Origin of the sequence: Salicibibacter cibarius (genome assembly GCF_016495725.1) — a bacterium.
Classification (GTDB): Bacteria; Bacillota; Bacilli; order Bacillales; family Marinococcaceae; genus Salicibibacter; species Salicibibacter cibarius.
In genome coordinates, this window is the sequence record NZ_CP054705.1 from 894,979 (window position 1) to 918,766 (window position 23,788).

Sequence of the window (23,788 nt, forward strand, 5' to 3'; positions counted from 1 at the left end):
TGACAACATGCTATGCGATATAAAATATTAAAGCTGCTGTTTATAAAATGTGTTACGTCTACTGCCAAAAAATCGATAATCTATGAAAAGCCATCGTTTGATGTTGCCGTAAAAGAAAAAACCCTCGTACCATCATCGGCACAAGGGTTTAGCTCTGGCTGGCAGATACGAAAGTTGGCATTCTTTTGGCATGCTCTTTTATTTAAACCATTCCAAAGGTTCCGGTTTGATGTTTCGGAAGACGTGTTTCGTCTCCGTATACTCTTCCAATCCGGGACGTCCAAGTTCACGGCCGATGCCCGATTGCTTGTAACCGCCCCAGGGCGCCTGGGCAAAATAAGGGTGGAAATCATTGATCCAAACGGTGCCCATACGAAGTTGGGTAACGACGTTTTCCGCCTTTGCAATGTCTGCCGTGAAGATCGCGCCTGCGAGTCCATAGATCGTGTCATTCGCCTTCGCCACTGCCTCTTCTGTTGTTTCAAATGTTTCTACCGTCAGCACCGGGCCAAAGACTTCTTCCTGCACGATGCGCATATCCGCTGTACAATTGGTGAAAATCGTCGGCAGATAAAAGAACCCTTGGTGCAGTTCTTCGGCTTCCGGTCGTTTTCCTCCAAGGGCAAGTTTTGCGCCCTCCTCTTGGCCGATAGCGACATATGTTTCTACTTTCTCACGGTGCTCGGCGGAAATGAGCGGCCCGGATTGCGTCTCTTCGGAGAAACCATTGCCGAGTTTAATATGCTTCGCCCGGTTGACCAGGGCATCGATGAATGCGTCATGAATGGAGCTTTCAACGAGCACACGCGCACCGGCCGAACACACTTGTCCCGCGTGGAAGAAAGCAGCGTTTAATGCTTGATCGACCGCAACATCAAAATCCGCATCCGCGAAGATAATGTTGGGGTTTTTGCCGCCCAGTTCCAGGGCAAGCTTTTTCACATTGCTGCTTGCCGCCTGCATGATTTTTTTCCCGGTCTGCATGCCGCCTGTAAAAGAAATCAAATCAACGTCCGTACTTTCGGATAGGTGCGCACCTGCCGTATTGCCCGGTCCAAGGACAAGGTTTGCCACGCCTGTAGGGACGCCGGCTTGTTCAAAAAGCTCAAACACTTTCACGGTCGTTAGCGGTGTGATCTCGCTCGGTTTCATCACGAGCGTATTTCCCGCGGCAAGCGCAGGCGCCAATTTCCACGCTGCTTGCAATAACGGGTAATTCCACGGGGTGATCTGGCCACACACACCAACCGGCTCACGGACGACTTTACTCTCGGAGTCAGGAATTGGGCTATCAATCACTTCACCGCCCTCTTTATCAGCAAGGCCGGCAAAATAAATGAAAACATTGGCGATATCATCCATATCATCTAGGCTCTCACTCACGGTTTTCCCGGTATCGAGCGTTTCGAGCTCAGCAAGTTCTTGACGAGACGAACGAATCAACCGACCGATCTCATGAACGATCGCTCCACGTTCACTCGCCGGTGTTGTCGCCCATGCCCCGTTGTCAAATGCACGGCGTGCAGCGGCAACGGCTTTTTTTGCATCTTTTTCGCCACCTTCCGCTACTGTCGCGATCACTTCCTGATTAAAGGGGTTGATGATATCACGTGTTTCATCGTCGACAGCATCCACCCATTGACCGTCGATATACATTTGTAAGCGCAAAGGATCACGCTCCTTTTTATCATATTTTCATGTAGATGTTAAAAGTATCACGAAGCCCCCCCTCTTTAACTTAAAACATATGCGTGCTGTGACCAGGCTGAAGTCGGGATTTCGGGTCCATATAGGCTTTAGCATTACTGACGGCAGTTGGAGCTTCACCAAATCCGGTGGCAATCAACTTCACTTTGCCATCGAAGGTGGCAATATCCCCGACCGCATAGATCCCCTTGATGTTCGTTTCCATGCGGGAATTTACAATAATGGAGTTTTTTGTTGTATCGAGTCCCCACGTTTTAATGGGACCGAGGGATGAAATGAACCCATAATTGACAATCACGTTGTCAACGTCAACGATTTTTTGATCGGTACCTTTCACTTCTTGAAGAACGACCTGTTTAATGTTTTCGCCATTGCCCCGAAGTTCACTCACTTCAAATGGGGTGTGCATGTTGACAGGTGCTGATTGTAATTCGGTGATGCTATGCTCGTGGGCGCGAAATTTATCACGTCGATGTGTCAGGGTCACATTCGCGTCATTGGCAAGCATCAGCGTCCAATCAACGGCAGAGTCTCCACCCCCGCAAATAAGGACGTCCTTGTTTTTGAAAGCGCCTAGGTTATCAATAAAATAATGAAGGTTTTTGCCCTCATATTGTTCGGCCTCTTCAATTTTGAGCTTTCGGGGTTGAAAAGCACCAACACCGGCGGCAATGATAATCGTCCGTGAGTAATGGGTGTCTTTGTCTGTTTCAATTCTAAACGTCTCGTCGTTGAGCTTATCGACGGTTTCTACGGATTGATCAAGCACAACGGTTTGTTCAAACATTTGCATTTGCTCAACCAGGTCGTCAACAAGGTCTTGAGCGCGAACGTTTGGGAAACCGGCCACGTCGTATATATCCTTCTCGGGATAAAGGGCAGAAAGTTGACCGCCCAGTTGGGGCATGCTCTCGATGATCTTCACTTTTGCCTGGCGCATCCCTCCGTAGAAAGCGGTGAACAATCCTGCTGGCCCCCCACCAATAACGGTTATATCATAAGTATCCATGTAATCATCATCCACTATTCTACACCTCCAATCATGGTTTTCTGTGCACTGGGATTCTGGAGATCAGAGCATTCTTTTCGATGAAGGCCCATGAATCAGACTACAGTGGCATTTAAGAGGGATCAAAAAATCTATCTTGATCTTTATTCTTCATCCTGCAGGTCCTCAATAGAATCAATATCCATATAATCTGGTACAACAAAACCTTGTTGAGCACCTTCCAAATTCGGACCCAGGTCGACGATCTCATCTTCATATTGTTCATAGTAAGATGATGCACCTACAGGGAGCCAAGCAATCAACATGCCATCACTTTCCCCATCGGCAAGGGCTTGAAATGCCACACCCATATCAACAGACGACAACTCGACATCGTAACCTAATTCTTCAAGAACTTGCGCAACGACATTCGTGGATGCAGTTTCTGTTTCCCAATTGACATAAGCCAACTCGATTGTCTCATTTTCAACTGGTTCGATGCCTTCTAGCCAAGCGTCAACCTCATCCCGATTGTTTTCAATCCACTCCGCAGCTGCGTCGGGAAACTCCACATCGTCTTCTCTAGCATCTAACATAACTTCATTCATGTCTTCGATTTCCCAGTGGAAATTATCTAGTAATTGGTAGGCAGAAGCATGATCATCTTCCAGACCTTCTCTGACCATCGTATGGATATTTTCAGATTCACCCATTGCTTCTTCCGGGTCTTCTAAGAATTCCAAGTCATAGTCATTAAACGCCCAATGTGGTTGCCAAAGTGTAACAACGATGGGTTCTTGACTTTCAATCGCATCTTCTAATTCCGCTATCATGGCAGCTTCTGAACTTGACACGAGATCAACGTCTAAATCATAAGTATCCATTGTTCTCTCAGCCATATCCATCGTACCCGATCCCGGGTCGATGCCAACAATTTCTTCAATGTCGTCTGCTCCATTACTTTCTTCATCTTCTTCGGCAACTGATGAACCTTCGTCTCCGCAAGCTGTAAGTGCAGCTAACATTCCAAAGAATACTAATCCATACACGAAACGATTTTTACACATTAAAAATTCCTCTCTTTTTTTATATAATCATTAAAAATGCGGAATGAATCCGCATTAAAATTCTCTTATTTGTACAAGATGATGTTTCCATCTGCTACGCTCAGTTCTTCTACACTTAATTTATACTCACGTAGTTTTTGACGTTCATTGGCAAGCATGCGGCCACTATCTTTAATGTTGAATTCTCTTCCGTGCCATGGACAACGCAGAATATTTCCTTCGTTTTTGTAATTGTAGGTGCCAATTTCGTCTGTTGGCTCAGGAGCTCCACATAACTTGCCTTTACTCAAGGGCGCTCCTTGATGAGGACAAAGATTGGTGAATGCATGGAAATCGCCATCTGAAGCACGGCAGATCACGACAGATCGTCCATCAAATTCAGCTTCCATCATTTCACCGGGAGCCAGGTCATCCGTGTGAGCGACTACTTTATCCATCTGTTCTCCCTCCTTTATGAAGCTTGGGGTAAAATTGACGCGCATTTTCAGAAAAGAGTTTTCGCTTCAAGTCTTCATCGAGGCGTGGAGGCAGTGCACGTTCCGGAGAATCATAATCCCAGTGGGGATAATCGGTCGAAAAGGAGATAATCTGATCGCTCCCCATTTGCTCAATGATTTGCATGAGCTCCCATTTTTTCAGTTCTTCAAGCGGCTGGGTGGTAAAACATAAATGTTCACGAATTGTATCGCTCGGCATTCGCTTTACCCAAGGGACTTCATGGCGCAAGTCTGTGTATTGTTGGTCCATTTTTCGCATTAAAAACGGGACATACGTAAAGCCGCCTTCAATCATCATGAGCTTTAAGCGGGGGAATTTTTCAAAAACACCCGAAAAAATCATATTCGTAACTTGGTTCATATGGGAGGTAGGGATTAATGTATGCCACTCTATAAAATATCTCGGCCACTTCCCATAATAAATAGGCGGTTCATTATGGTGCATGCCAATCATCAACTGATGTTTTTCCGCTGCTTCATAAATGGGGTGGTAGAAAGGATCGCCCCAAAGAATGTCATCAATAGGGAGGAGGATCTGGACCATTTTTGGGTGATCCCCTACTCTTTCAATTTCTTGGACAGCCGCGGCGGGATCTTGTGCGGCGATATGCACAGAACCATATAGACGTGAATCTTTTTCAAGCCAGTGCTCAATTTGCCAATCATTATAAGCGCTGGCAAGGGCTGTTGCCATTTCATACCATCCATGCATCGATGATGGGGAAGGATCAAGAGCCCCAGTAAGAATTCCATACTCATGCCCGTTGCTATCAAGGAGTTGCTCCTGCATAAATCCAAGATCAGAACCCGCAGGGCGACCATCAGGTAACCGAGCGTCTGCACGGTCAACCCCGGCGACGGCAGGCTGCGTATACGGCATGTGTTTTTCTTGCATCCAGTGGCAATCAGTGATGTAACGACGCCATGGTTGTTCTAAATAAGGAAGAAGTTGTTCATAACTGACACGTTCATGAATGTCGGTGTCTATAAAGCTCATAAGATTTACACGCCCTTTCTGTTGCTAACTTCTAAAACGTATCATGGGGTGTTATGCAGTCACAAATCTACTGAGAGATAGCTAGGTAAGTTTAGCGCAAGCAGTGAAGTTCAGTGAATGCCAGTGAGCTTCAGTGACAGAATTTCATTTTTTGCATCTCATACGTCAATGCCTGCGTTTATTATACTAATATTTGGGTAATATAAAGGGTTGCAACTAGGGCAATAATGATCCATAAAAGAGAAAAGAAATAAATCATAGTATAGGATGAATAAAAGGTTTGTTTCCGGATTTGTTTTTCTTTTTTAAAATAACTGACGGATGCCAAAATGATCGTTAAAACTCCCAAAAAACCAGTAGAAATCCCCAAGATCACAATCAGTAGATTTTCTGATATCCCCATCGATAAATGTAAACTGGTGACTAAAAACCCGATGCCCAAAATAGCAACGGCGGTACGCACCCATGCTAAGTAAGTACGTTCATTGGCCAAATGCTGCTGTGCATACTTTAATTGATTGTCGTCTTTTTTCATATCCATGTTGTATATCCGCTTTCATTTTCGTTTCTCATACGAATCATCCTCTTCCTTTCATCCCCGGCTTATGGCGTTTTATGAAATAGTTAAAGTTTAATAAGTTTTTGTAGAAAAAACACATCCTTTCTTTTTGCTCCTTCAGTAACCTATCATGGAGTGTTATGTAGTCACAAATCTACTGAGAGATAGCTAGACGAGTTTAGCGTAAGCAGTGAAGTTCAGTGAATATCAGTGAGCTTCAGTGGTAAAATTTCAAAGTTCCAACCGCTTGATGAATGGAAACTGCCAAGATAAGGGGTTTTGAGGGGGTTGTATATCTGGGGTACTTCTGATGTTTGGGATGCAGGTTATTCATACACTGACTGAAGCTATAGGACTGTTATTTTTGGTTTGGATTTTCTTAGTAGGGGTTGTGATAGTAAAAGGGAAGTTAAAGTTTATCCGAAACTAATTTGCAAAGCTAACGAACCAACTTATTGAAGAAGGTGACATCATATAACAACTTGATTTTGCAGTTAAAATGAACAACAGCCTGAAAGTTGTAGTATAAAGCACCTTGTGGAGAAAGCATCCAACCTTTTTGAAAAGGGTAGATCGTTGAAAGTGCAACGAAGGTTTTCGCCATAAAAGCTTGACGAAAAGCCAAATTTTCTAATGAATAAATTAAGAATATGTTTGTTTTTCCATCTATTTTGGGAATAGGTTTACTGTGGTCACATTTTACAAGGAGGTATTAAATTGTTTAAAAGAGTCGACAAGTTGCAAATTGACCTTCCGAGACCAGAAAAGCCGGATCCCGAAGCGGCAGGTGTTGTGCAGGAGTTATTGGGCGGTAGGTTCGGTGAAATGTCGACGCTAAACAATTACATGTTTCAGTCGTTTAATTTTAGGAGCAAGAAAAAGCTACGCCCATTTTATGAGTTGATAGCAAATATTACGGCTGAAGAAATCGGTCACGTGGAATTGGTCGCTAACACGATCAACCTTAATCTTGACGGTTCCGTTGGAAATGGCAGCACAAATCCGGATGACACACCGCTCGCTCCGGTAATGGGATATGAAAACAAGTTTAATTTTATTTTAGGCGGGCAAAATGCTATACCGGCTGATTCTGCCGGCAAAGCCTGGACAGGTGACAATGTTTTCTCTAGCGGAAATCTTGTTAACGATTTGTTGCATAACTTCTATTTGGAGTGCGGCGCACGGACGCATAAAATGCGTGTTTACCAAATGAGCGACAATGAAACGGCACGTGAGTTGGCGGGCTATTTGCTCGTACGCGGCGGCGTCCACGCGGTTGCCTATGCAAAAGCACTTGAAGATATCACGGGCGTCAATATGATGAAGATGCTGCCTGTCCCTGATTTGGATAATTCCAAGTTTGACCATGCCAGAAAATATGAAGATAAAGGCATTCACCGCAAGTTGTACCGGTTTAGCGACGATGATTACAAATTGCTCGATCGCATTTGGAATGGTCCGACTCCGGTTGGATCGCCGGGTGAACTTGAAGTCGTTGATGGTTTGCCGGAAGGCGGCGAAATCCCGGATCTTGAGCATATACCGGAAGAATTCGCGCCGGGATTTGACGAAGAACAATTCCGGGAGTTATCGAAACGCCTTCAGTACGAAGCAGGAATGTAATTACAAAATAGCTTAGGAGGAGGGGAGGTTTAAGGTGCCCCTCCTTTTTACTTCTTTATTTTGCGGTCGCCGATTGTAAAGGCGTCTTGCGCATGATCAAGGCAGCTACTCCAAAAAACACGAATGCAACCAAGATTAAGGAGCTGAAATATCGGAGGGCAGGAACGATAGTTCATTGTAATGTCTGAACATATAATGCTTCTGCTCATTTTGATCCTCCTTCATGTTTAATCATTTCGATTAATTTTTCTTTGGAAAGATTGATTTTACGCGCTTCCTGCAGGGCAGGTTGAACATATGCGTCATAAAACGCCTGGTTTCTTTTTTTTAAAAGAATCTCTTTTGCACCTTCGTTCACGAACATGCCAACCCCTCGCTTTTTAAACATAACCCCGTCATCGACGAGTTTATTAATCCCCTTATCTGCCGTGGCAGGGTTGATTTGATAATAGGTGGCGAATTATTGGTGGAAGAGATCTTATCTCCTTCTTGTAAAAAACCTTCAATGATGTCATCTTCAACTTTTTCAATTAGATGTCAAGATGAAGAACGCATGATTTTCATTTTGGGCGAAAAAATAATACCGGAGGAGGCAATAATAATGATGCGAGCGACGAAGCAGATTCCGAAAGAAAAAGGATTGGACCAGACTTTAACATTATTGAATGAAGGGTACCAATACATTTCAAACAGGCGGCGACATCAACAATCCGACATTATACAGACGCGCCTTCTTGGCCAAAAAACGATCCTTATCAGTGGGGAAGAAGCTGCACAGCTTTTTTATGATGAAAGGTATTTTAAGCGAAAAGGAGTGGCACCGAGGCGCATAAAAAAATCATTGTTCGGTGAACATGGCGTGCAAGGGTTGGATGATGCGGAACATAAACATCGGAAACTAATGTTTTTATCGTTAATGACGCCGGAACGTTTGGAAGAAATCAAAAAAATAACGATGGAACAATGGAAAAAGAAAATTCCCGAGTGGAAAAGAAAAGACGGGGTTGTGTTATTCGATGAAGCAGAGGATGTCATGTGCCGAAGTGCTTGTGCGTGGGCAGGTATTCCTCTCCGTAAAGAAGAAGTTGCACAACGGGCGCGGGAATTCGGTGACATGATCGATGCCTTCGGCGGTGTTGGGGAACGAAATCGGCGCGGCAAAAGAGCGAGAGACAGTGCCGAGCAATGGATACAAACGATTGTCAAACAAATTCGCGCAAAAAAACTGAACCCTCCGGAAAATACAGCCGCTTATATTATGTCTTTTCACCGAGATCATAAAGGAAAACGTTTAGATACCCATACGGCTGCCGTTGAAATCATTAATGTGCTCAGACCGATCGTGGCGATTGGCCGGTACGTCGTGTTCGGTGCACTCGCGTTGCATGATCACCCGGAAACATTGCCCGGATTACATGCAGGAGACGACACGTATACGACGATGTTTGTCCAAGAAACCCGCCGCTATTATCCATTTACACCTTTATTGGGAGCGATCGCTCGCAAAGATTTTCATTGGAAAGGGTATCCTTTCAAAAAGGGGACGCTCGTCATGCTTGATGTTCACGGCATTAATCATCGGCCGGATTTATGGGACGCGCCTGATGCATTCAAACCCGAGCGTTTTAAAGATTGGAAAGGGAGCCCGTTTGCATTTGTTCCGCAAGGCGGAGGGGATCATTACATGGGGCATCGCTGTGCCGGCGAATGGATTACGGTGATGCTTATGCAGACGAGCCTGGAATTTTTGACGAACCACATTACGTACACCGTGCCCGATCAAGATTTGAGCTATAGTATGGTACGTATGCCCACGATCCCGAAAAGCAGGTTTGTGATTCGTGATGTGGAAGAAAAAATGAAGCATGGGTAAGGGGCGAAGAGCCCCCACTCATGCTATTTTTTACGAAACGGCCACCAGTTATATGGTCCAAGAATGGTTGCTAAGGCCGGGACGAATAGCGGCAGTAACAATAAAGAGTAAAGGAGCAAACCGATGACGACCATGGTGCTGATTTGCAGAAGGGTGAGCACCCCGGATGCGAGTAAGGATGCGAATGTTCCGCCCAAGATGAGGGCAGCAGCCAGCACGATTCCGCCTATGCGTCGCATCGCTAACATCATGGCTTCTTGTAGGTCCATCGTTTTTCGGGTTTCATGAAACCGGGTGATAAGGAAGATTGAATAATCGACACCGAGAGCCATTAAGATAACAAAGCTAAAGAACGGCACGGCCCACATTAAGCCTTGATAACCGACTAAATCCATAAAAATCCATTCCGTGATCGCGGCCGCGCCAAAGTACGTGGCGGCTAACGAAAAAAGGACATAGAGCGGCATGATGATGGATCGAAAAAGAACGGCTAAAGCAAGGAAAATGCCCGTCAACATAATCGATGCCGTTGTGATAAAGTCGCGATTCGTCAGGTCGTTTAAATCTCGATTTTGCGCGGCGATGCCATCGAGTAAAATATTCGCGTCTTCGAACGGTGTTTCTTTTAACGAGAACGCCGCGACCTCGTCAATTTCATCCACTGTTTCAATAGCTTCAAGCCCGTAAGGATCGTTTTCCATCGTGATGTCAATGAAGGAAATAACACGATCATCCGGCGTCGCGTAGTGTTCCCAGAGTTGGTCGAATGCTTCGTTTTCCATGATGTCGTCTGTAATAAAAATGCCTTCCAATGGATGAGAAGGTTGGTCGGCCATGCTGGATATGAAGTCTTCCATTTGCTCAATCGCCTCAATGACATCAAGCGTGCCTTCATCTACTTCCAACAATCCTTCTTCGATTTCCGTAAATCCGTCGCTGGCGGCTTCAATGCCTTCCATCAGTTCTTGTTGACCTTCCTGGATCTCTGTTAACCCTTCGTTTAACTCCTGTGTTCCTTCCTGCATGTCCTCCAAACCGTCCACAGCTTCTCCAAGCCCCTCGGCTAACTCTTCCATGCCTGCTCCGGCTTCTTCGAGGTCAGCCTGAACATCTTGAATGGCCGTGTTCGGATCCGGAATATCCATGTCAGTTAAAGGCGTTTCAAGGGTAAGCAATTCTTCGGCTTCCGCCAGATCGGTTGAAACGGCTTCCAGCTCTGATTCAATGTTCTGGCGCGTATCTTCCACTTCCGAAACAAAGGCGACAGCGTCATCCATTTGCGCTTCGCCTTCTGTCAAGGCGGCATTAATGGTGTCGATTTGTTCGCTGATGTCAGAGTCCGGCGCTGCCTCGTCTGCCTCTTCACTAAGTTCATCCAATGTTGACTGCCACGCTTGTATATTTTCCCGCAGCCCGGTGTCGATGGCTTCAGGGTCAAACGCGAGGCCGCCGATCATGTCTTGCAGCGTCCCGAGTTGTTCTTGTCGCTCGCTGATGGTCTCCAGTGCTTCTTGCCTGGCGGTTTCGGCTTCTTCCAATTGTTGCTCCAACGATTCGGTGTTCGGGATCGCTTCTTGAAATTCATCCAACTGCGCTTCGTATTCGGCAATTTCCTCGGAAGCAGCCGAGACTTCCTCCTGAGCGGTCACTAGTTCACTTCCGAGGGTTGATAGCCCATCTTGTAATTCTTCGACACCGTCCAATGCCTCATCCGTTCCATTCAGTAATGCTTCCACGCCCTCTTCCGCTTCCGAGAATTGTTCGGCACCGTCTGCCACCCCTTCGAGCAAGTCGTCGTGGCCATCGGAAATCTCATCTAAGCCATCGAGTGTCTCGTTTAAGCTTGATGATAATATGTCCGCCTGTTCCGGGATGGTCATTTCTTCCAAGCGTTCCCCTTCCGGCCGCGTCATTGTACGCACATCGCTTACCCCATCGACTTTTTCCAAGTTAATCGCCATTAATTCCAAGTAAGGGAGCGCGTTCGGTTCTTCCCACGTTCCTTCGGGGGCTTCCACAGCGAGGGTTGTGAAAAAGACATCCCCCTCTCCAAAACGATCGGCGATTAAGTCATAGGCCTGGATGGATTCATAGTCCTCTTGGACTTCCTCGGGCATATTAAACGATATGTCATTGTCGTACATCCATAACAACGGCGCTAAGATAGCAGCAACGAGCAGCATTGTGTAACCCGGTCGGTACACTGAGAAGCCGCCTAGCTTTCTCCACAGCCAATTGTCTTGCCGTTCGGCTCTCGGTTTGCTCGGCCAGAAAATCCGATTCCCCATAAAGCTCATCAAGGGAGGCATCCCTGCCAATATACCGATGAGCAACACGACGATGCCGACTGCAACGCCGACAGCCGATTGAAAGATATTAAAATCGGCAAAACCGATGGTTGCAAAACCGATAAAGCCGGTGATGGCACCGTAAAAAATCGTTTGTGTGGAGAAGCGAAACGTTTGAAGCATCGCTTCATGGGCATTCCCGCTCGCGGGTAACTCCTCTTGGAAACGCCGCATCAATAAAATGCAATAGTCGGTGCCCACGCCAAAAATGATCGCCAAAATGAAAATTTCCGTATAAGTGGAAACCGGGAACCCAAACCAATCGGCAAGAAAAGAAACAATGGATATTGAACCGAGAAAAGATAATCCAAGAAGGATGAGCATCAGTATCGGCGTCAATGGCGAGCGGAAGATACTGAGCAGGACAGTAAAAACTAACGCGATCGTTATCCATTGAGACGCACCCAAATTTTCCTGCGTCGATTTGTCGTAATCCGTTGATATGGCCGCGTCTCCCGTTTGGTAGTGCGCAAGTCCATCCACGGCTGTTAATTGTTGGATGTCGTCTCGGTATGTATCGTATTCCTCGGAGGCCATATCCAATTCAAGGGAAACGAGCAAGAGCGTTTCGTCATCGCTGACTAACTGATCGGCTTGCTGCTCTCCGTCAAGTGGGGAAACGATATCATAAAGGGGCACATCGCCGGGGTCATTTTCAAATGCATTTATCGTTTCTTCGATCTGATCCGCTTGCGCTTGCGACAACCCTTCTTCTTCGTGGTATACAACAATGACCTCTGTGCCGGTAAATGCGCCGTCAGAGGCAACCATATCTTCGTATTGTTGCGTCGGGTATTCACTCGGGATTTCAATTTGCCCTTCCTCACTGACGATTTGATTTAAATCAGGGGAAAGCAAGAGCAATATAAACGTAGCGATGATCCATATGATTGGATAAAATATGATTCTTTTTTTACCGTTGATGGCATTGATCATCGTGAGCACCTCTTTGATCGCGTGAACTAGCTTTGTTTGATTATATAATAGATTCGAAACGATGAAAGTCTCAATTTTTAGATTCCCAAAGATGATTGACTTCTAACATGAAATAAACAGCGGTATAAAAATATGGTAGAATGAAAGCATTAAGGATGAAAATGGAGGAGTATTATCGTTTATGAACTGGAAGTTTTGGGAAAAGGAAAAAGAACATCCGCTTAACGCTGATATGAATCAATTAAAACAACAATCCGAGCAAATGCAAGAACAAATCGCAAATATCGAAAATCAAGTACAGAAACTGACAAGACTACAATACAAAACGGGAAAAAACACGGAAGAACAACTCAACACGCTTTCGGAAACGATGGAAAGAACGAAGCAAGCATCCGGCGAATCCGACAAAGAAATCATTCCGCAACTGATACGGCAAATTGATGACATGGATATGGTGAGCGCTCAGCTAAAGAATGATCCGAATTGGCAAGCACTCATTCAAAAATGGAGCGAGAGGCTATTACATACACTCGCCGATCTCGGGGTTAAAGAAAGTATTCATCATGGAGACATGTTTGATCCGAAACGGACAGAGGCAATCGAGGCTGTTCTCCCTCCCGAACCGCAAGCTCGTCCTTACCAAATTGTGCACATCCACCAACGAGGATTTTATGATAAAGACGGAACGATCATACGAAAAGCACAGGTGACAACTGTAAAGGAGGACGCAGAAAATGGCTAAACAAGGACAAGATCAATCGTTTCGCCCAATCATCGGCATTGATTTAGGGACGACCAATACCGCGGCGGCCTATGTTCAGAAAGGGCATCCGAAAATGATGGAAATGGCTGATGACCAGTACATGATCCCTTCTGTTGTGCTTAAAGAATCCAATGGGAAAATCGTCGTTGGAGATGAAGCCCGCAGTGCACTCGTTGCGATGCCGGCCCGTACGATTGCCTCCATCAAGCGAAATATGGGAGAGGATGTGGATATTTCTCTCGGCAAAGAAATGTACACCCCCGAAGAGATTTCAGCCTTCATATTAAAAGAAATCAAACGCGTGGCAGATGAGCAGCTTGGCGAAGGCGAAAAAGAAGCGGTCATTACCGTTCCCGCCTATTTCACCGACCAACAACGGCAGGCAACAAAAAAAGCGGGAGAATTAGCGGGTTTTGTCGTCGAACGTATCATTAATGAACCGACGGCTGCTGCTCTTGCTTACGGCGCACAGAACTTGGAAGACGACAATAGTGTGCTCGTTTATGATCTCGGTGGAGGTACGTTTGATGTTTCGATTGTGGAGATGATGAGTGGCATTCTTGAAGTGAAAGCCTCGGCAGGTAACCATCAACTGGGCGGGGAGGATTTTGATTGGCTAATCGTTGATTGGTTGGCGGAAAAAGTAAAAAAAGAACACCAGGTCGATCCGCGCGAAGATGTGCGCGCCAAGGCTCGATTGAAAGAAGAAGCGGAAAGGCTCAAAATCGAACTTTCTTCCAAGGAATCAGTAGAGGTTTCTATTCCGGTCGTCACAGTCAAAGCGGACATGCCTGTCGGTTTGGATACGGTGCTGACACGGGCACAATTTGAAGAAATGATTAAGCCACTGCTCGCGGAAACGAAAGAAAAAATGAACCAAGTCTTAAACGATGCCGGAATGAAAGTGGATGCTATTAATGATGCGTTGCTCGTGGGTGGGTCTACGAAGACCCCTTATGTTCAGCAACTTGTCAGAGACTTTTTAGGCCAAGACCCGCGCCGCGCCGTTGATCCTGATGAAGCTGTCGCTCAAGGCGCGGCTGTACAGGCGGGCATAAAAGCCGGTTCTCTCGGGAGCGGACTTATTGTTACCGATGTGGCTCCTTTTTCAATGGGGATCGCCGTGCTGGATGAACGCCGCGGTCGTGAAAAACCGGGTGCCTTTAAAGCGATTATCCCTCGCAATACAACAATCCCCGTGACACGGACCGAACAATTTACAACATCGTTTAACTTCCAAACAACAGTCTCGATTGAAATCTATCAAGGGGAAGAACGATGGGTGCGAGATAACTATTTTCTTAATGACTTCCTGCTCGAGGGGTTGCCGCCGAACGTTGCCGGTGCGGAAGGGGTTGGCGTCACGTTTCGTTACAATTTAAACGGTATTTTGGAAGTCACTGCCAAAAGTATAACGACCGGGAAAGAAATGACGATTACCGTTGAAGACGCGCTGGATCGAAATTCAGACACGGCATTTCAAGACAGCCTTGCCAAGGTGGAATCCGCTTATGGATCTGACGAGGACGTCGATGACATTTTCGATGAGGAAGAAGAGGGAGGAGCATCTTCCGACCTAAGCAAAGAGGCAGGACAGTACAAATCACAGTTGGTAGAGGAATTGGGAAATCGAGAAGGTGACGTTAAAAAAGAGATTGAACAGACGATCGCGGAGTTGGAAACGGCGCTGTCAAAAGAAGATTCGACGTTGTTGCACGATGCAATCGAGCGGGCAATCGATCTTTCCGTTGATTTAGAACTGTAAGGGGGGATGAGTGTGGCTCAAGCGAAACAGGAAAGTTTGTACAAACGGTTGGGAACAAACGCAAACATTAGCCAACGCCGGATTAAAGAGAAATACATTAATGCTGTAAAACAACACCCGCCTGAGACAGACCCTAACCGTTTTGAAGAAATTCGGGAAGCTTATGAGACGCTAAAAGATCCGGTCAAACGCAAGCAATATGATATCTCCCGAAAATACGGCGGGCAAATCGATAAAATGTTCGAAGAGGCGAGAGACCACTTTCAGAGAGGCAATGAGAAAAAGGCGGAGGAAATGTATGAGCAAATCACAGCCATCAATCCGGGTAACTTGCATGCGCAATCGGATTTGATGCGTATTCTAGTTAATCGGGGGGATGTGCAAGCGGCTCGGCAAATCTTTGATCAAGCCCTTAACAATACTCGGCTAGAGAATTATAATCTTTCCCTCGGGAATCTATATTCCCTTTACGCACGTATTTTAATCGACCATGATCATATGGAAACTGCCTTTGATCTTTTCGAAGAAGGCTGGGAAAAGGCTTTGGATCGAACATCACAGAGGGTCATTGCTGAAGGATTATCGATCCTTTGTGTCATTTTGGAAAAATTTGAACGTGCGATAGAGGTGGCTGAGCAAGCATTGCCCCTAGACGGCGAGGAAACGTTTGATGATTGGCCGGTTTATGCGCAATGGTTGCGTGCCATTGGCAACGCCCATCATTGGTCGCTTCTTGGAAAAGCAAAATCACGCTTTCTGAAGTTCATCGATGTTATTGAGGAGAAGGAAGAGAAAGAAGAGCTGCTGAATAGTGTAATGGATGAGTATGACAAAGCCTTTGATCATCAATACTACCGGGTAGCCGAAGTGTTTTTAGCATTGGCGCAAAGAATCGATCCCGCGAATCCGGATATAAAAGAAGATATCAAAGAGATAAAGAAATTGGTTCACCTCGAAAAGCAGATGGATCGTTTGTCCCGTGATGAAAAGATTTATCCGATGGTCATTATTCATGCAGAGAAGCTCTATAGCAATGTTAATGATGATTTAGACGCTGCAATGACACCTTTGCCACCGATCCCCAAGGATTTTGAAGAAGCCGAAGACTGGTATGCGGCAGGGATTCTAAAATTAAAAAAGCAATACCCTGCCGTGTACAATTATTTTAAGTCCAGATGGGACGAGTTATTTGCCGAAACCACCAAGCATTTTAACCGGGAAAGAAAAAGGGCGCTTAAAAAACTGAAGTTGTGAAAAGCAAGGCTTAGGTTATTTTTCTTAAAAACGGAGGAGTACAATGGCTAATACACACGTTTGGCGGGAGGTCTTGGCGGTATTGGAACGAAACCTTTCAAAGCCGGCTTTTCAAACATGGTTGCAGGGTACGACGTTGGAGATCACGAATCATGTGTGGACGATTATGGCAGCGAATGAGTTTGCGGCAGATTGGTTGGAAGACCGTTACGGGAAAGTGATATCCGAGGCAATCCAGGCTGTACACGGAGAGAAGCCAACAATACAATTCAGTTATGATGAACGGAAAGAGGAAGCGCGGGTGGGCGCTGTCGGCACGAACGAGCGACAAGTCACGGAAGGTCGCCTTCAATATATGGAAGAAGAAATGATGGCTATGAGAAAACAAATCCATCGCTTAGAAACAGAGCTAGCTGCTATCAAAAACAGTTAATGGAGAAGGAATAAACGATGAATCTGGGAATTTTGGAACAAATGCCAACCCCAAAAGGTAAGACAGCAGAAGATATCGTCGAAGAGACGCTTTCCTTCGGCCAATACGCGGAGCAACTTGGATACGAACGTTTTTGGTTTGCCGAACATCACGCGACGAAGGGGATGGCATCTAGTTCTCCGGAAATTATGATGGCGGCTTTGGCGAGCCGTACGACGCGTTTGCACGTGGGTAGCGGCGGTATTTTGCTTCCGCAATATAGCGCTTATAAAGTCGCCTCCCAACTCCTGCAATTGCAAGCACTTTTCCCGGGAAGGATTGAAGCGGGCGTGGGACGCTCACCCGGAGGTGGCGAACGGGTTCGATCTGCGCTCGCCGATGGGAAAGAGAATCAGTTAAATGCGTATCCGGAAAAATTGGAAGCTCTCGCTGGATATGTCCGTGGCCAATCGCCACAGGGCGTACGAGCAACACCGAGAACGGAGGCAGCGCCACCAGTTTATTCTCTTGGTCTCGGGGAAAATAGTGCAGAAATCGCCGCCCGTCTCGGTATAGGTTATGTGTACGGGCATTTTATCGATCCCTCGCGCGGAGAAGCAGCCCACGAGGTTTACCGGCAACAATTCACACTTGGCAGCTTGACTGCCCCGCACGCGTTAACCGCTGTTTTCGTCATTTGCGGAGAATCAGACGCACATGCAGAAAAACTAGCCACGAGCCAGGATATGTGGTTGTTGCGAACGGAAAAAGGGTTGGATAGCCGTGTGCCGACCGTAGAAGAGGCGAAAGCGGCTAAAAAAACGGAACGGGATCAACAAAAAATCAGGGAAAATCGCAGGCGTATGATCATTGGCGGTCCGGACACGGTACGGGAACAATTAAGCTATCTTACGGAGCGCTATCACAATGACAAATGGCTGATTCTGACGAATATTCACGACGTCAACGAGAAGCGTCGGTCGTTCGAACGGATCATCTCTCTTTTTTGATCTATGCAAATGACATAGAACCTGATAGACTATTATTCAGAGTTAAATAATTGGTTTTTCTTATAAAGAGAAGCAGAGGGACTGGCCCGCTGACGCTTCAGCAACCCCACGATGGTGGAAGGTGCTAATGCCAGGAAGATAAGAGGATCGCGGCTATAGCCCTCTTTTCTTCGGAAGAGAGGGTTTATTTTTATTAAAGGAGTTTTGGGAAAGATGGCAGAATTGACAGCAAAGCACGCGCCATATCGTGCAGACCATGTAGGGAGCATTCTACGGACTGAGCGTTTGAAGCAAGCGAGGGAAGATCGTGTAGCCGGCGCGATTACGGCTGAACAATTGCGCGAGGTCGAGGATGAAGAAATTTACGCGATTGTGGAAAAACAAAAAGAAGCGGGGCTTACGGCTATTACGGATGGGGAATTCCGCCGCGCCTGGTGGCATCTCGATTTCCTCGAAGGGCTTGACGGGGTGGAAGGATACGAAGCGGAACATGGCTATAAATTTAAAGGTGTGGAAACGAAGCCTTGGCTCGTACGAATCATCGGAGAGCTTGATTTTCCGGAAGATCATCCATTCCTCGAACATTTTCGCTACTTAAAAAGCATCGTCGGCGAAGATCACGTGGCCAAACAAACGATTCCGAGTCCAAGCATGCTTTACGCGGATCATCATTTTGTATCCGGTGTTTATGAGGATCGCGAACGTTTTCGCAAAGATCTCGCGGCCGCATACAAAAAAGCTGTTCATGCTTTTTACGATGCCGGGTGTCGTTACTTGCAATTCGATGATGTTGGTTGGGCGATTCTTATTCCGACCGAAGATGACACGGAAGAGCAAAAACAAGACAAACGAAATAAGCAACAGTGGTATAAAGAGATTATTAATGAGGCGCTTTCGGATCGCCCGGATGATTTAACGGTGACAATGCACATTTGCCGTGGGAATTTCCGTTCCACTTGGTCCATGAGTGGGGCTTATGATCCGGTTGCAAAGACGGTTTTCCAGGAAGTTGAAGTCGATGGTCTTTTTCTGGAATACGATGATGAGCGCTCCGGTTCGTTTGAAGCTTTGCAATATGTAAATCGTGATGACTTAAAAATTGTGCTCGGCATCGTAACATCAAAAACAGGTGAACTTGAAGATAAAGAGGCGTTGAAAAGCCGTATTCGTGAAGCTGAAAAGTATGTACCGCTTGAACAGTTGGCGATCAGTCCCCAATGTGGCTTTGCTTCCACAGAAGAAGGGAATGTTTTATCGGAAGAAGCGCAATGGGCAAAACTGCGCCATATTAAAGAAGTTGCGGACGAGGTTTGGGAAGAGAGCTAAATGGTGGACGAGTAGGGTTGATTTTCTAAAAGAGGATCAGCCTTTTTTCAGACAAATAAAAGAAAACAGCGAGGCTGTCCGATCAGAGGGCTATATCGGACAGTTTCGCTAGATAAAGGTATGGACGTGTCCGGGGAGGAACAAGAGAAGCCAAGTAATCCCTCAACCGGAGGTCGAATTGCTCCGAGAGGAACAAGAGAAGCCAAGTAATCCCTCAGCCGGGTGTCGAGCTGCTCCGAGAGGAACAAGAGAAGCCAAGTAATCCCTCAACCGAATGTCGAGCTGCTCCGAGTGGGACAAGAGAAGCCAAGTAATCCCTCAACCGAATGTCGAGCTGCTCCGAGAGGAACAAGAGAAGCCAAGTAATCCCTCAGCCGGATGTCGAGCTGCTCCGAGTGGGACAAAAAGAATCGTTTTACTGGGAGATGTAAAATCAACGATGTCACTGTGTCATGTCCGGTTTTTTTCTATGCATCGTCGCTTGTTCATAAGCAAAAGCAATCTGAAATAATGTTTCTTCTGAAAACGCCTGTCCCGTAAACGTAATCCCGAAGGGTCGTCCATTTTCATGGTAACCGGCAGGAATGGCGATGGACGGCAGTCCGGCGCGGGCAGCAACATCATAACTACTCGAACTTGGAAAAAGGATAGCATCCAAGTTTTGATTGAATAAAACATTTTCCAGGCTTTGCGGGTCGTCCAAGCCTTCGTCACGGAGTTTCTGAGTGAGATAGCTCACGTTTGATAAACTGTTTTCGACCGACGTTCGAACTCTAAGACGATCATAGCCATATTTATGCAAGTGGGCATGATCCTCATAGGATTGCAAAAACTCGTCAAAGGAACGAAAACCCGTGGAAGGATACGCTCTGGCAAAAAAATTGTTTAGGGAATGTCGGCATTCATAGCTGACAACAGCATCACTATCCCCGCGGTTAATCGCTGGGATCGATACTGGGTCAACCAACGTCACCCCAAGATCTTTTAATGTGACAATCGTTTCTTCATAAAGGGTAAGGTCAATTTGATCGCTCATGCCCGGTTGATAGTCGCGAAAAATACCGATCCGTTTGCCTTGCACACCGTCCTTGCGAAGACCTTCTACATAATTTGGTATCATAAACGGTTGTGTTTTTGTCTCTTCGTCTTGAGGATCCTTGCCCGCGATCGTTTCTAAAAGACGTGCGGCATCCGTCACTGTTTGCGTCATCGGCCCGGCAGTATCTTGTGCATAGGACAAAGGGATGGTTCCCGTGCGGCTGACAAGCCCGATGGTCGGCCTGACCGTCACAAGAGAATTTCGTGTCGCGGGATTTAGCAACGAACCGGATGTATCTGTTCCAATGCTTACGGTTGCAAAATTTGCCGCGACTGCTGCCGCGCTACCCGTGCTCGATCCGCCGACATCAAATTGGGTTCCGTATGGACAGAGGACATATCCGCCCCTTGAACTATAGTTTTCCGGCATGTTAGTGCCGATGCGATGAGCGAGTTCAGTCATATTTGTTTTGCCGAGAATGATCGCGCCGGCATCCCGTAGTTGTTTGACGAGAAACGCATCCTCGTTTGAGCGCCAATTTTCAAGCGTTATTGAACCGGCGGGTGTAGGCAATTTATCGGCGGTTCCGATATTTTCTTTTAAAAGAATCGGGATGCCGTGTAGCGCGCCTTTTCGACCATGTTGTTCCCGATCTTTATCCAGTGCTTTGGCGATCGGAATGGCGTCGGGGTTGATGTCGGAGACAGCATTGATATAAGGGCCATCCTGATCCCAGATTGAAATACGGTTTAAGTAATACAGAATAAGGTTTTTCGCTGTAAGTGTGCCTTCATCATAAGCTTGGTGAATTTCGGCGATGGTCGTTTCTTCATGCCAATAGTCAGCCATTAAGGTAGATTGCATCGATAACCTCCGGATTTTTTGATACATTCATATCTTACCACTATGAAAGCAATGGATACATGCATCTTATTTTTTTATATAATTGCGATGTGTACCAATTGTGGTATACTGATACAAACATTATTTTTTCAATATTTCTTAGAAGGAGAATAGGGGGTAAAAAAAGAAATGAAGAAAAATTTCTGGTTATCCGGGGTTTTGGGTGTTTCTTTACTGGCTGTTGCCGCGTGCGGTACGGATGATACCGAAGAGGACGCTGACGATGGCGATGACACGGATGACGTTGAGGCAGAAGACGAAGACGGTGAAGACGAAGATGAGGAAGCTGCCGAGGATGATGGGGATGAAAATGGCGGAAACGGTTCTGTAGAAGGAGAAACATTTACGGTTGCGACCGACAACAACTTCGTGCCGTTTGCGTTCACTGATTTGGAAACGGATGAATTGACCGGATTTGATATTGAATTGATGAATGCCATTTCAGAAGAAGTAGGATTCGATATTGAGTATGAACCGGTGGATTTTGCAGCCTCGCTTTCAGGTATTCAATCTGGCTCATATGACGCGGCAATTAACGCCATGTCGATTACGGAAGAACGGGAAGAAACCGTTGACTTCTCTGATCCGTATTACTTTGACGCCGGGATTATTTTAGCGGTTGCTGAAGGAAACGATGAGATCCAATCGCTCGAGGATGCTGAGGAACAAGGGGCGACGATCAGTACACGACAAGGGTCCACGAGCCAAGAGTATCTCGAAGATAATATTGATGGCATTGAGATCGAAGCTTTTCCGGAAATCACCGAAGCTTATGAAGCTGTGATCGGAGGTCATGTGGACGCTGTATTGTATGATGAACCGAACGTTCTTTATCATACAGAGGATCTGGCAGAGGGCCAAATGGTGACGGTAGGCGAAACCTTACTGGCAGATGACTATGGCATCGGCATGCCGCAAGATCATGAACTCGTTGATCCGGTGAATGAAGCTTTGGAGACACTGAAAGAAAACGGAACGTACGATGATATTTATGAAGATTACTTTGGGGAACGCCCTGAAGGGACATAAACCCGGGGTGAAAAAGGGCTGCTCATGCAGGTGTCTAGCATGGGCAGCCTTATCCATCTTACGTTTTTCAAAAGGAGTCCGTTATGAATCTATCACCTGAAGCATTTGTTGAAGTTACCCCTTACTTACTTACGGGACTGTGGTACACATTAATCATCACGATTATCGGTGTGTTAATCGGTTGTGTGATCGGCACCATTTTTGGAATTATGCGATTATCAACGAATTGGTTCATCAAAACGGTCGCGTCGATCTATGTGGAAGTTGTAAGAGGCACCCCATTACTTGCGCAGATCTTTTTTATTCATTTTGGGATTCCCGCACTTTTCAATTTTAATTTTGACGCGTTAATTACCGCTTTTGGCGTGATCGCGATTAACTCGGGGGCGTATTTGGCAGAGATTGTCCGAGGCGGTGTACAGTCCGTGGATAAGGGACAATTGGAAGCCGGCCGTTCGCTCGGGTTAAACGCACGGCAAACAATGCGCCACATTATTTGGCCGCAAGCAATAAAAATAATGATACCGCCTTTCGGAAACCAATTTATCATAAGCTTAAAAGATACATCTTTACTGTCGGCCATCGCGGTGACGGAATTAATGTATCAAGGCCAAACGTACGCTAGCATCACGTTCGCCAGTTTTGAAACCTATTTAATGGTTTGCGTATTTTACCTCATGATTACCATTCCGGCATCTTTATTGTTACGTTTCACAGAACGGAGGCTTGACCATTCATGATTAAGGTGAAGGATTTACATAAATCGTTTGGAAAAAACGAGGTGTTGACCGGTATTACAACGGAGATTGATGCTCAGGAAGTGGTTTGTGTCATCGGGCCGTCTGGCTCCGGAAAAAGTACATTTTTGCGCTGTTTAAATCGCCTTGAGGAGATTACTGCAGGAGAAGTGATGATTGACGGGGTGAACATTGCCGATCCGAAAACGGATATTAATGCCGTTCGCCAAGAGGTAGGGATGGTTTTCCAACATTTTAATCTCTTTCCCCATAAAACCGTCCGCGACAATGTGATGTTGGCACCGCGTAAATTAAAAGGGGAGAGCACGCAAGAAGTTCGTGCTCGCTCCTTGAATTTGTTAGAAAAAGTTGGACTTGCCGATAAAGCGAATGCATATCCTTCCAGCCTCTCGGGAGGGCAAAAACAGCGGGTCGCCATAGCCCGTGCGTTAGCAATGAATCCGAAAGTGATGCTTTTCGATGAACCGACGTCCGCCCTTGACCCGGAACTTGTCGGTGATGTGCTCGCCGTTATGAAGGACCTGGCCAATGAAGGAATGACGATGGTTGTCGTCACACATGAAATGGGTTTTGCAAAGGAAGTAGGCGACCGCGTATTCTTTATGGATGAGGGGAAGATGGTTGAGGAAGGCACGCCGACGCAAGTGTTTGATGAAACGACGCATGAACGTACGAGAGAGTTTTTGAGTAAGATTTTATAAGTGAAAAAATGCCCCGGCAAGGTAAAAATAAACGTTGCAAGGGGCATTCGTTCCAATATAAATGTTGCCGTTTATGCTTAACCGCATAAATCCATACTAAGTTATGCTCTTCATCCACCCGATAAATGAGAATAACCTGGTATAACCCTAACCTTGTTTGATACCCTTCCCAACGACCAAAGGGAATAGGTTTGGCTGTCAAATAGGGAAACGATCCAATGAATCTCTGTAGA

20 protein-coding genes and 1 riboswitch are annotated in these 23,788 nt (G+C 46.2%); of the genes, 11 read left to right on the forward strand and 9 right to left on the reverse strand.

Features of this window, described 5'->3' with window-relative positions; all coding sequences use genetic code 11:
* Window positions 1–198 precede the first annotated feature (198 nt).
* The 6 genes from betB to HUG15_RS04600 all read right to left on the reverse strand — a co-directional run bounded on the left by betB (window position 199) and on the right by HUG15_RS04600 (window position 5,797).
* On the reverse strand, window positions 199–1,668 hold the full coding sequence (gene betB, locus HUG15_RS04575) for a betaine-aldehyde dehydrogenase (RefSeq protein ID WP_200127419.1): 1,470 nt from the start codon (window positions 1,666–1,668) through the stop codon (window positions 199–201).
* 70 nt (window positions 1,669–1,738) lie between these two features.
* Window positions 1,739–2,716, reverse strand: coding sequence for an NAD(P)/FAD-dependent oxidoreductase (locus HUG15_RS04580; protein WP_200128836.1), 978 nt, complete (start codon window positions 2,714–2,716; stop codon window positions 1,739–1,741).
* Window positions 2,717–2,859: 143 nt separating this feature from the next.
* Window positions 2,860–3,762, reverse strand: a complete 903-nt coding sequence (locus HUG15_RS04585) for a glycine betaine ABC transporter substrate-binding protein (protein ID WP_200127421.1) — start codon at window positions 3,760–3,762, stop codon at window positions 2,860–2,862.
* A gap of 65 nt (window positions 3,763–3,827) precedes the next feature.
* A complete protein-coding gene (locus tag HUG15_RS04590; RefSeq protein WP_246516493.1) occupies window positions 3,828–4,199 on the reverse strand; it encodes a Rieske (2Fe-2S) protein in 372 nt (123 codons plus the stop codon).
* Window positions 4,192–5,256, reverse strand: a complete 1,065-nt coding sequence (locus HUG15_RS04595; RefSeq protein ID WP_200127425.1) for an amidohydrolase family protein — start codon at window positions 5,254–5,256, stop codon at window positions 4,192–4,194. The genes HUG15_RS04590 and HUG15_RS04595 overlap by 8 nt, the downstream gene beginning before the upstream one ends.
* 181 nt (window positions 5,257–5,437) lie before the next feature.
* Window positions 5,438–5,797, reverse strand: coding sequence for a YidH family protein (locus tag HUG15_RS04600; RefSeq protein ID WP_200127427.1), 360 nt, complete (start codon window positions 5,795–5,797; stop codon window positions 5,438–5,440).
* A 735-nt stretch (window positions 5,798–6,532) separates the two neighbouring features.
* On the opposite strand from HUG15_RS04600, the gene HUG15_RS04605 reads away from it, so the two are divergent.
* Window positions 6,533–7,438 (forward strand): manganese catalase family protein, encoded by a 906-nt coding sequence (locus HUG15_RS04605; protein ID WP_200127429.1) that lies wholly within the window; start codon window positions 6,533–6,535, stop codon window positions 7,436–7,438.
* Between the two features lie 205 nt (window positions 7,439–7,643).
* Here the strand turns inward: HUG15_RS04605 and HUG15_RS23460 are convergent, their stop codons facing one another.
* The gene (locus HUG15_RS23460) at window positions 7,644–7,802 is read right to left on the reverse strand and encodes a hypothetical protein (protein WP_343073145.1); all 159 of its coding nucleotides are present in this window, start codon (window positions 7,800–7,802) and stop codon (window positions 7,644–7,646) included.
* 237 nt (window positions 7,803–8,039) lie between these two features.
* On the opposite strand from HUG15_RS23460, the gene cypC reads away from it, so the two are divergent.
* The gene (gene cypC / locus HUG15_RS04615) at window positions 8,040–9,311 is read left to right on the forward strand and encodes a CYP152 family fatty-acid peroxygenase CypC (RefSeq protein WP_343073146.1); all 1,272 of its coding nucleotides are present in this window, start codon (window positions 8,040–8,042) and stop codon (window positions 9,309–9,311) included.
* A 23-nt stretch (window positions 9,312–9,334) separates the two neighbouring features.
* Here cypC and HUG15_RS04620 read toward each other — a convergent pair whose 3' ends face one another.
* Window positions 9,335–12,595 (reverse strand): MMPL family transporter, encoded by a 3,261-nt coding sequence (locus HUG15_RS04620; protein ID WP_200127431.1) that lies wholly within the window; start codon window positions 12,593–12,595, stop codon window positions 9,335–9,337.
* 181 nt (window positions 12,596–12,776) lie between these two features.
* On the opposite strand from HUG15_RS04620, the gene grpE reads away from it, so the two are divergent.
* The 6 genes from grpE to HUG15_RS04650 all read left to right on the forward strand — a co-directional run bounded on the left by grpE (window position 12,777) and on the right by HUG15_RS04650 (window position 19,125).
* Window positions 12,777–13,337 (forward strand): nucleotide exchange factor GrpE, encoded by a 561-nt coding sequence (gene grpE / locus HUG15_RS04625; RefSeq protein ID WP_200127433.1) that lies wholly within the window; start codon window positions 12,777–12,779, stop codon window positions 13,335–13,337.
* Window positions 13,330–15,123: an Hsp70 family protein gene (locus tag HUG15_RS04630; RefSeq protein WP_200127435.1), complete on the forward strand. Its 1,794-nt coding sequence runs from the start codon at window positions 13,330–13,332 to the stop codon at window positions 15,121–15,123. Before grpE ends, HUG15_RS04630 begins: the two co-directional genes overlap by 8 nt.
* 12 nt (window positions 15,124–15,135) lie before the next feature.
* Window positions 15,136–16,377 (forward strand): DnaJ domain-containing protein, encoded by a 1,242-nt coding sequence (locus tag HUG15_RS04635; protein WP_200127437.1) that lies wholly within the window; start codon window positions 15,136–15,138, stop codon window positions 16,375–16,377.
* A 43-nt stretch (window positions 16,378–16,420) separates the two neighbouring features.
* The gene (locus tag HUG15_RS04640; RefSeq protein ID WP_200127439.1) at window positions 16,421–16,810 is read left to right on the forward strand and encodes a DnaA N-terminal domain-containing protein; all 390 of its coding nucleotides are present in this window, start codon (window positions 16,421–16,423) and stop codon (window positions 16,808–16,810) included.
* Window positions 16,811–16,827: 17 nt separating this feature from the next.
* Window positions 16,828–17,799: an LLM class flavin-dependent oxidoreductase gene (locus HUG15_RS04645; RefSeq protein ID WP_200127441.1), complete on the forward strand. Its 972-nt coding sequence runs from the start codon at window positions 16,828–16,830 to the stop codon at window positions 17,797–17,799.
* Between the two features lie 57 nt (window positions 17,800–17,856).
* A riboswitch (SAM riboswitch) is annotated at window positions 17,857–17,944 on the forward strand.
* A 68-nt stretch (window positions 17,945–18,012) separates the two neighbouring features.
* Entirely contained in the window at window positions 18,013–19,125 is a 1,113-nt protein-coding gene (locus HUG15_RS04650) for a 5-methyltetrahydropteroyltriglutamate--homocysteine S-methyltransferase (RefSeq protein WP_200127443.1), read from the forward strand.
* A gap of 442 nt (window positions 19,126–19,567) precedes the next feature.
* On the opposite strand, the gene HUG15_RS04655 is transcribed toward HUG15_RS04650, so the two are convergent.
* A complete protein-coding gene (locus HUG15_RS04655; RefSeq protein ID WP_200127446.1) occupies window positions 19,568–21,028 on the reverse strand; it encodes an amidase family protein in 1,461 nt (486 codons plus the stop codon).
* A 168-nt stretch (window positions 21,029–21,196) separates the two neighbouring features.
* Here HUG15_RS04655 and HUG15_RS04660 point away from each other — a divergent pair, with 168 nt between their 5' ends.
* The 3 genes from HUG15_RS04660 (at window position 21,197) to HUG15_RS04670 (ending at window position 23,555) form a co-directional block, all read left to right on the forward strand.
* Window positions 21,197–22,096: a transporter substrate-binding domain-containing protein gene (locus HUG15_RS04660; protein WP_200127448.1), complete on the forward strand. Its 900-nt coding sequence runs from the start codon at window positions 21,197–21,199 to the stop codon at window positions 22,094–22,096.
* Window positions 22,097–22,179: 83 nt separating this feature from the next.
* Window positions 22,180–22,836 carry an amino acid ABC transporter permease gene (locus tag HUG15_RS04665; RefSeq protein ID WP_200127450.1) on the forward strand — a complete coding sequence of 219 codons (657 nt, stop codon included), beginning with the start codon at window positions 22,180–22,182 and terminating at the stop codon, window positions 22,834–22,836.
* A complete protein-coding gene (locus tag HUG15_RS04670; protein WP_200127452.1) occupies window positions 22,833–23,555 on the forward strand; it encodes an amino acid ABC transporter ATP-binding protein in 723 nt (240 codons plus the stop codon). Before HUG15_RS04665 ends, HUG15_RS04670 begins: the two co-directional genes overlap by 4 nt.
* Window positions 23,556–23,788: the final 233 nt, after the last annotated feature.

Excerpts from the sequence above, each read along its gene's own strand:
- cypC (WP_343073146.1), top strand. The coding sequence starts at position 8,040 with ATGATGCGAGCGACGAAGCAGATTCCGAAAGAAAAAGGATTGGACCAG.
- HUG15_RS04670 (WP_200127452.1), top strand. The coding sequence starts at position 22,833 with ATGATTAAGGTGAAGGATTTACATAAATCGTTTGGAAAAAACGAGGTG.
- HUG15_RS04620 (WP_200127431.1), bottom strand. The coding sequence starts at position 12,595 with ATGATCAATGCCATCAACGGTAAAAAAAGAATCATATTTTATCCAATC.
- HUG15_RS04660 (WP_200127448.1), top strand. The coding sequence starts at position 21,197 with ATGAAGAAAAATTTCTGGTTATCCGGGGTTTTGGGTGTTTCTTTACTG.
- HUG15_RS04580 (WP_200128836.1), bottom strand. The coding sequence starts at position 2,716 with ATGGATACTTATGATATAACCGTTATTGGTGGGGGGCCAGCAGGATTG.
- HUG15_RS04585 (WP_200127421.1), bottom strand. The coding sequence starts at position 3,762 with ATGTGTAAAAATCGTTTCGTGTATGGATTAGTATTCTTTGGAATGTTA.
- HUG15_RS04595 (WP_200127425.1), bottom strand. The coding sequence starts at position 5,256 with ATGAGCTTTATAGACACCGACATTCATGAACGTGTCAGTTATGAACAA.
- HUG15_RS04590 (WP_246516493.1), bottom strand. The coding sequence starts at position 4,199 with ATGGATAAAGTAGTCGCTCACACGGATGACCTGGCTCCCGGTGAAATG.
- HUG15_RS04650 (WP_200127443.1), top strand. The coding sequence starts at position 18,013 with ATGGCAGAATTGACAGCAAAGCACGCGCCATATCGTGCAGACCATGTA.
- HUG15_RS04600 (WP_200127427.1), bottom strand. The coding sequence starts at position 5,797 with ATGGATATGAAAAAAGACGACAATCAATTAAAGTATGCACAGCAGCAT.
- HUG15_RS23460 (WP_343073145.1), bottom strand. The coding sequence starts at position 7,802 with ATGTTCGTGAACGAAGGTGCAAAAGAGATTCTTTTAAAAAAAAGAAAC.
- grpE (WP_200127433.1), top strand. The coding sequence starts at position 12,777 with ATGAACTGGAAGTTTTGGGAAAAGGAAAAAGAACATCCGCTTAACGCT.
- HUG15_RS04640 (WP_200127439.1), top strand. The coding sequence starts at position 16,421 with ATGGCTAATACACACGTTTGGCGGGAGGTCTTGGCGGTATTGGAACGA.
- HUG15_RS04665 (WP_200127450.1), top strand. The coding sequence starts at position 22,180 with ATGAATCTATCACCTGAAGCATTTGTTGAAGTTACCCCTTACTTACTT.
- HUG15_RS04630 (WP_200127435.1), top strand. The coding sequence starts at position 13,330 with ATGGCTAAACAAGGACAAGATCAATCGTTTCGCCCAATCATCGGCATT.
- HUG15_RS04645 (WP_200127441.1), top strand. The coding sequence starts at position 16,828 with ATGAATCTGGGAATTTTGGAACAAATGCCAACCCCAAAAGGTAAGACA.
- HUG15_RS04655 (WP_200127446.1), bottom strand. The coding sequence starts at position 21,028 with ATGCAATCTACCTTAATGGCTGACTATTGGCATGAAGAAACGACCATC.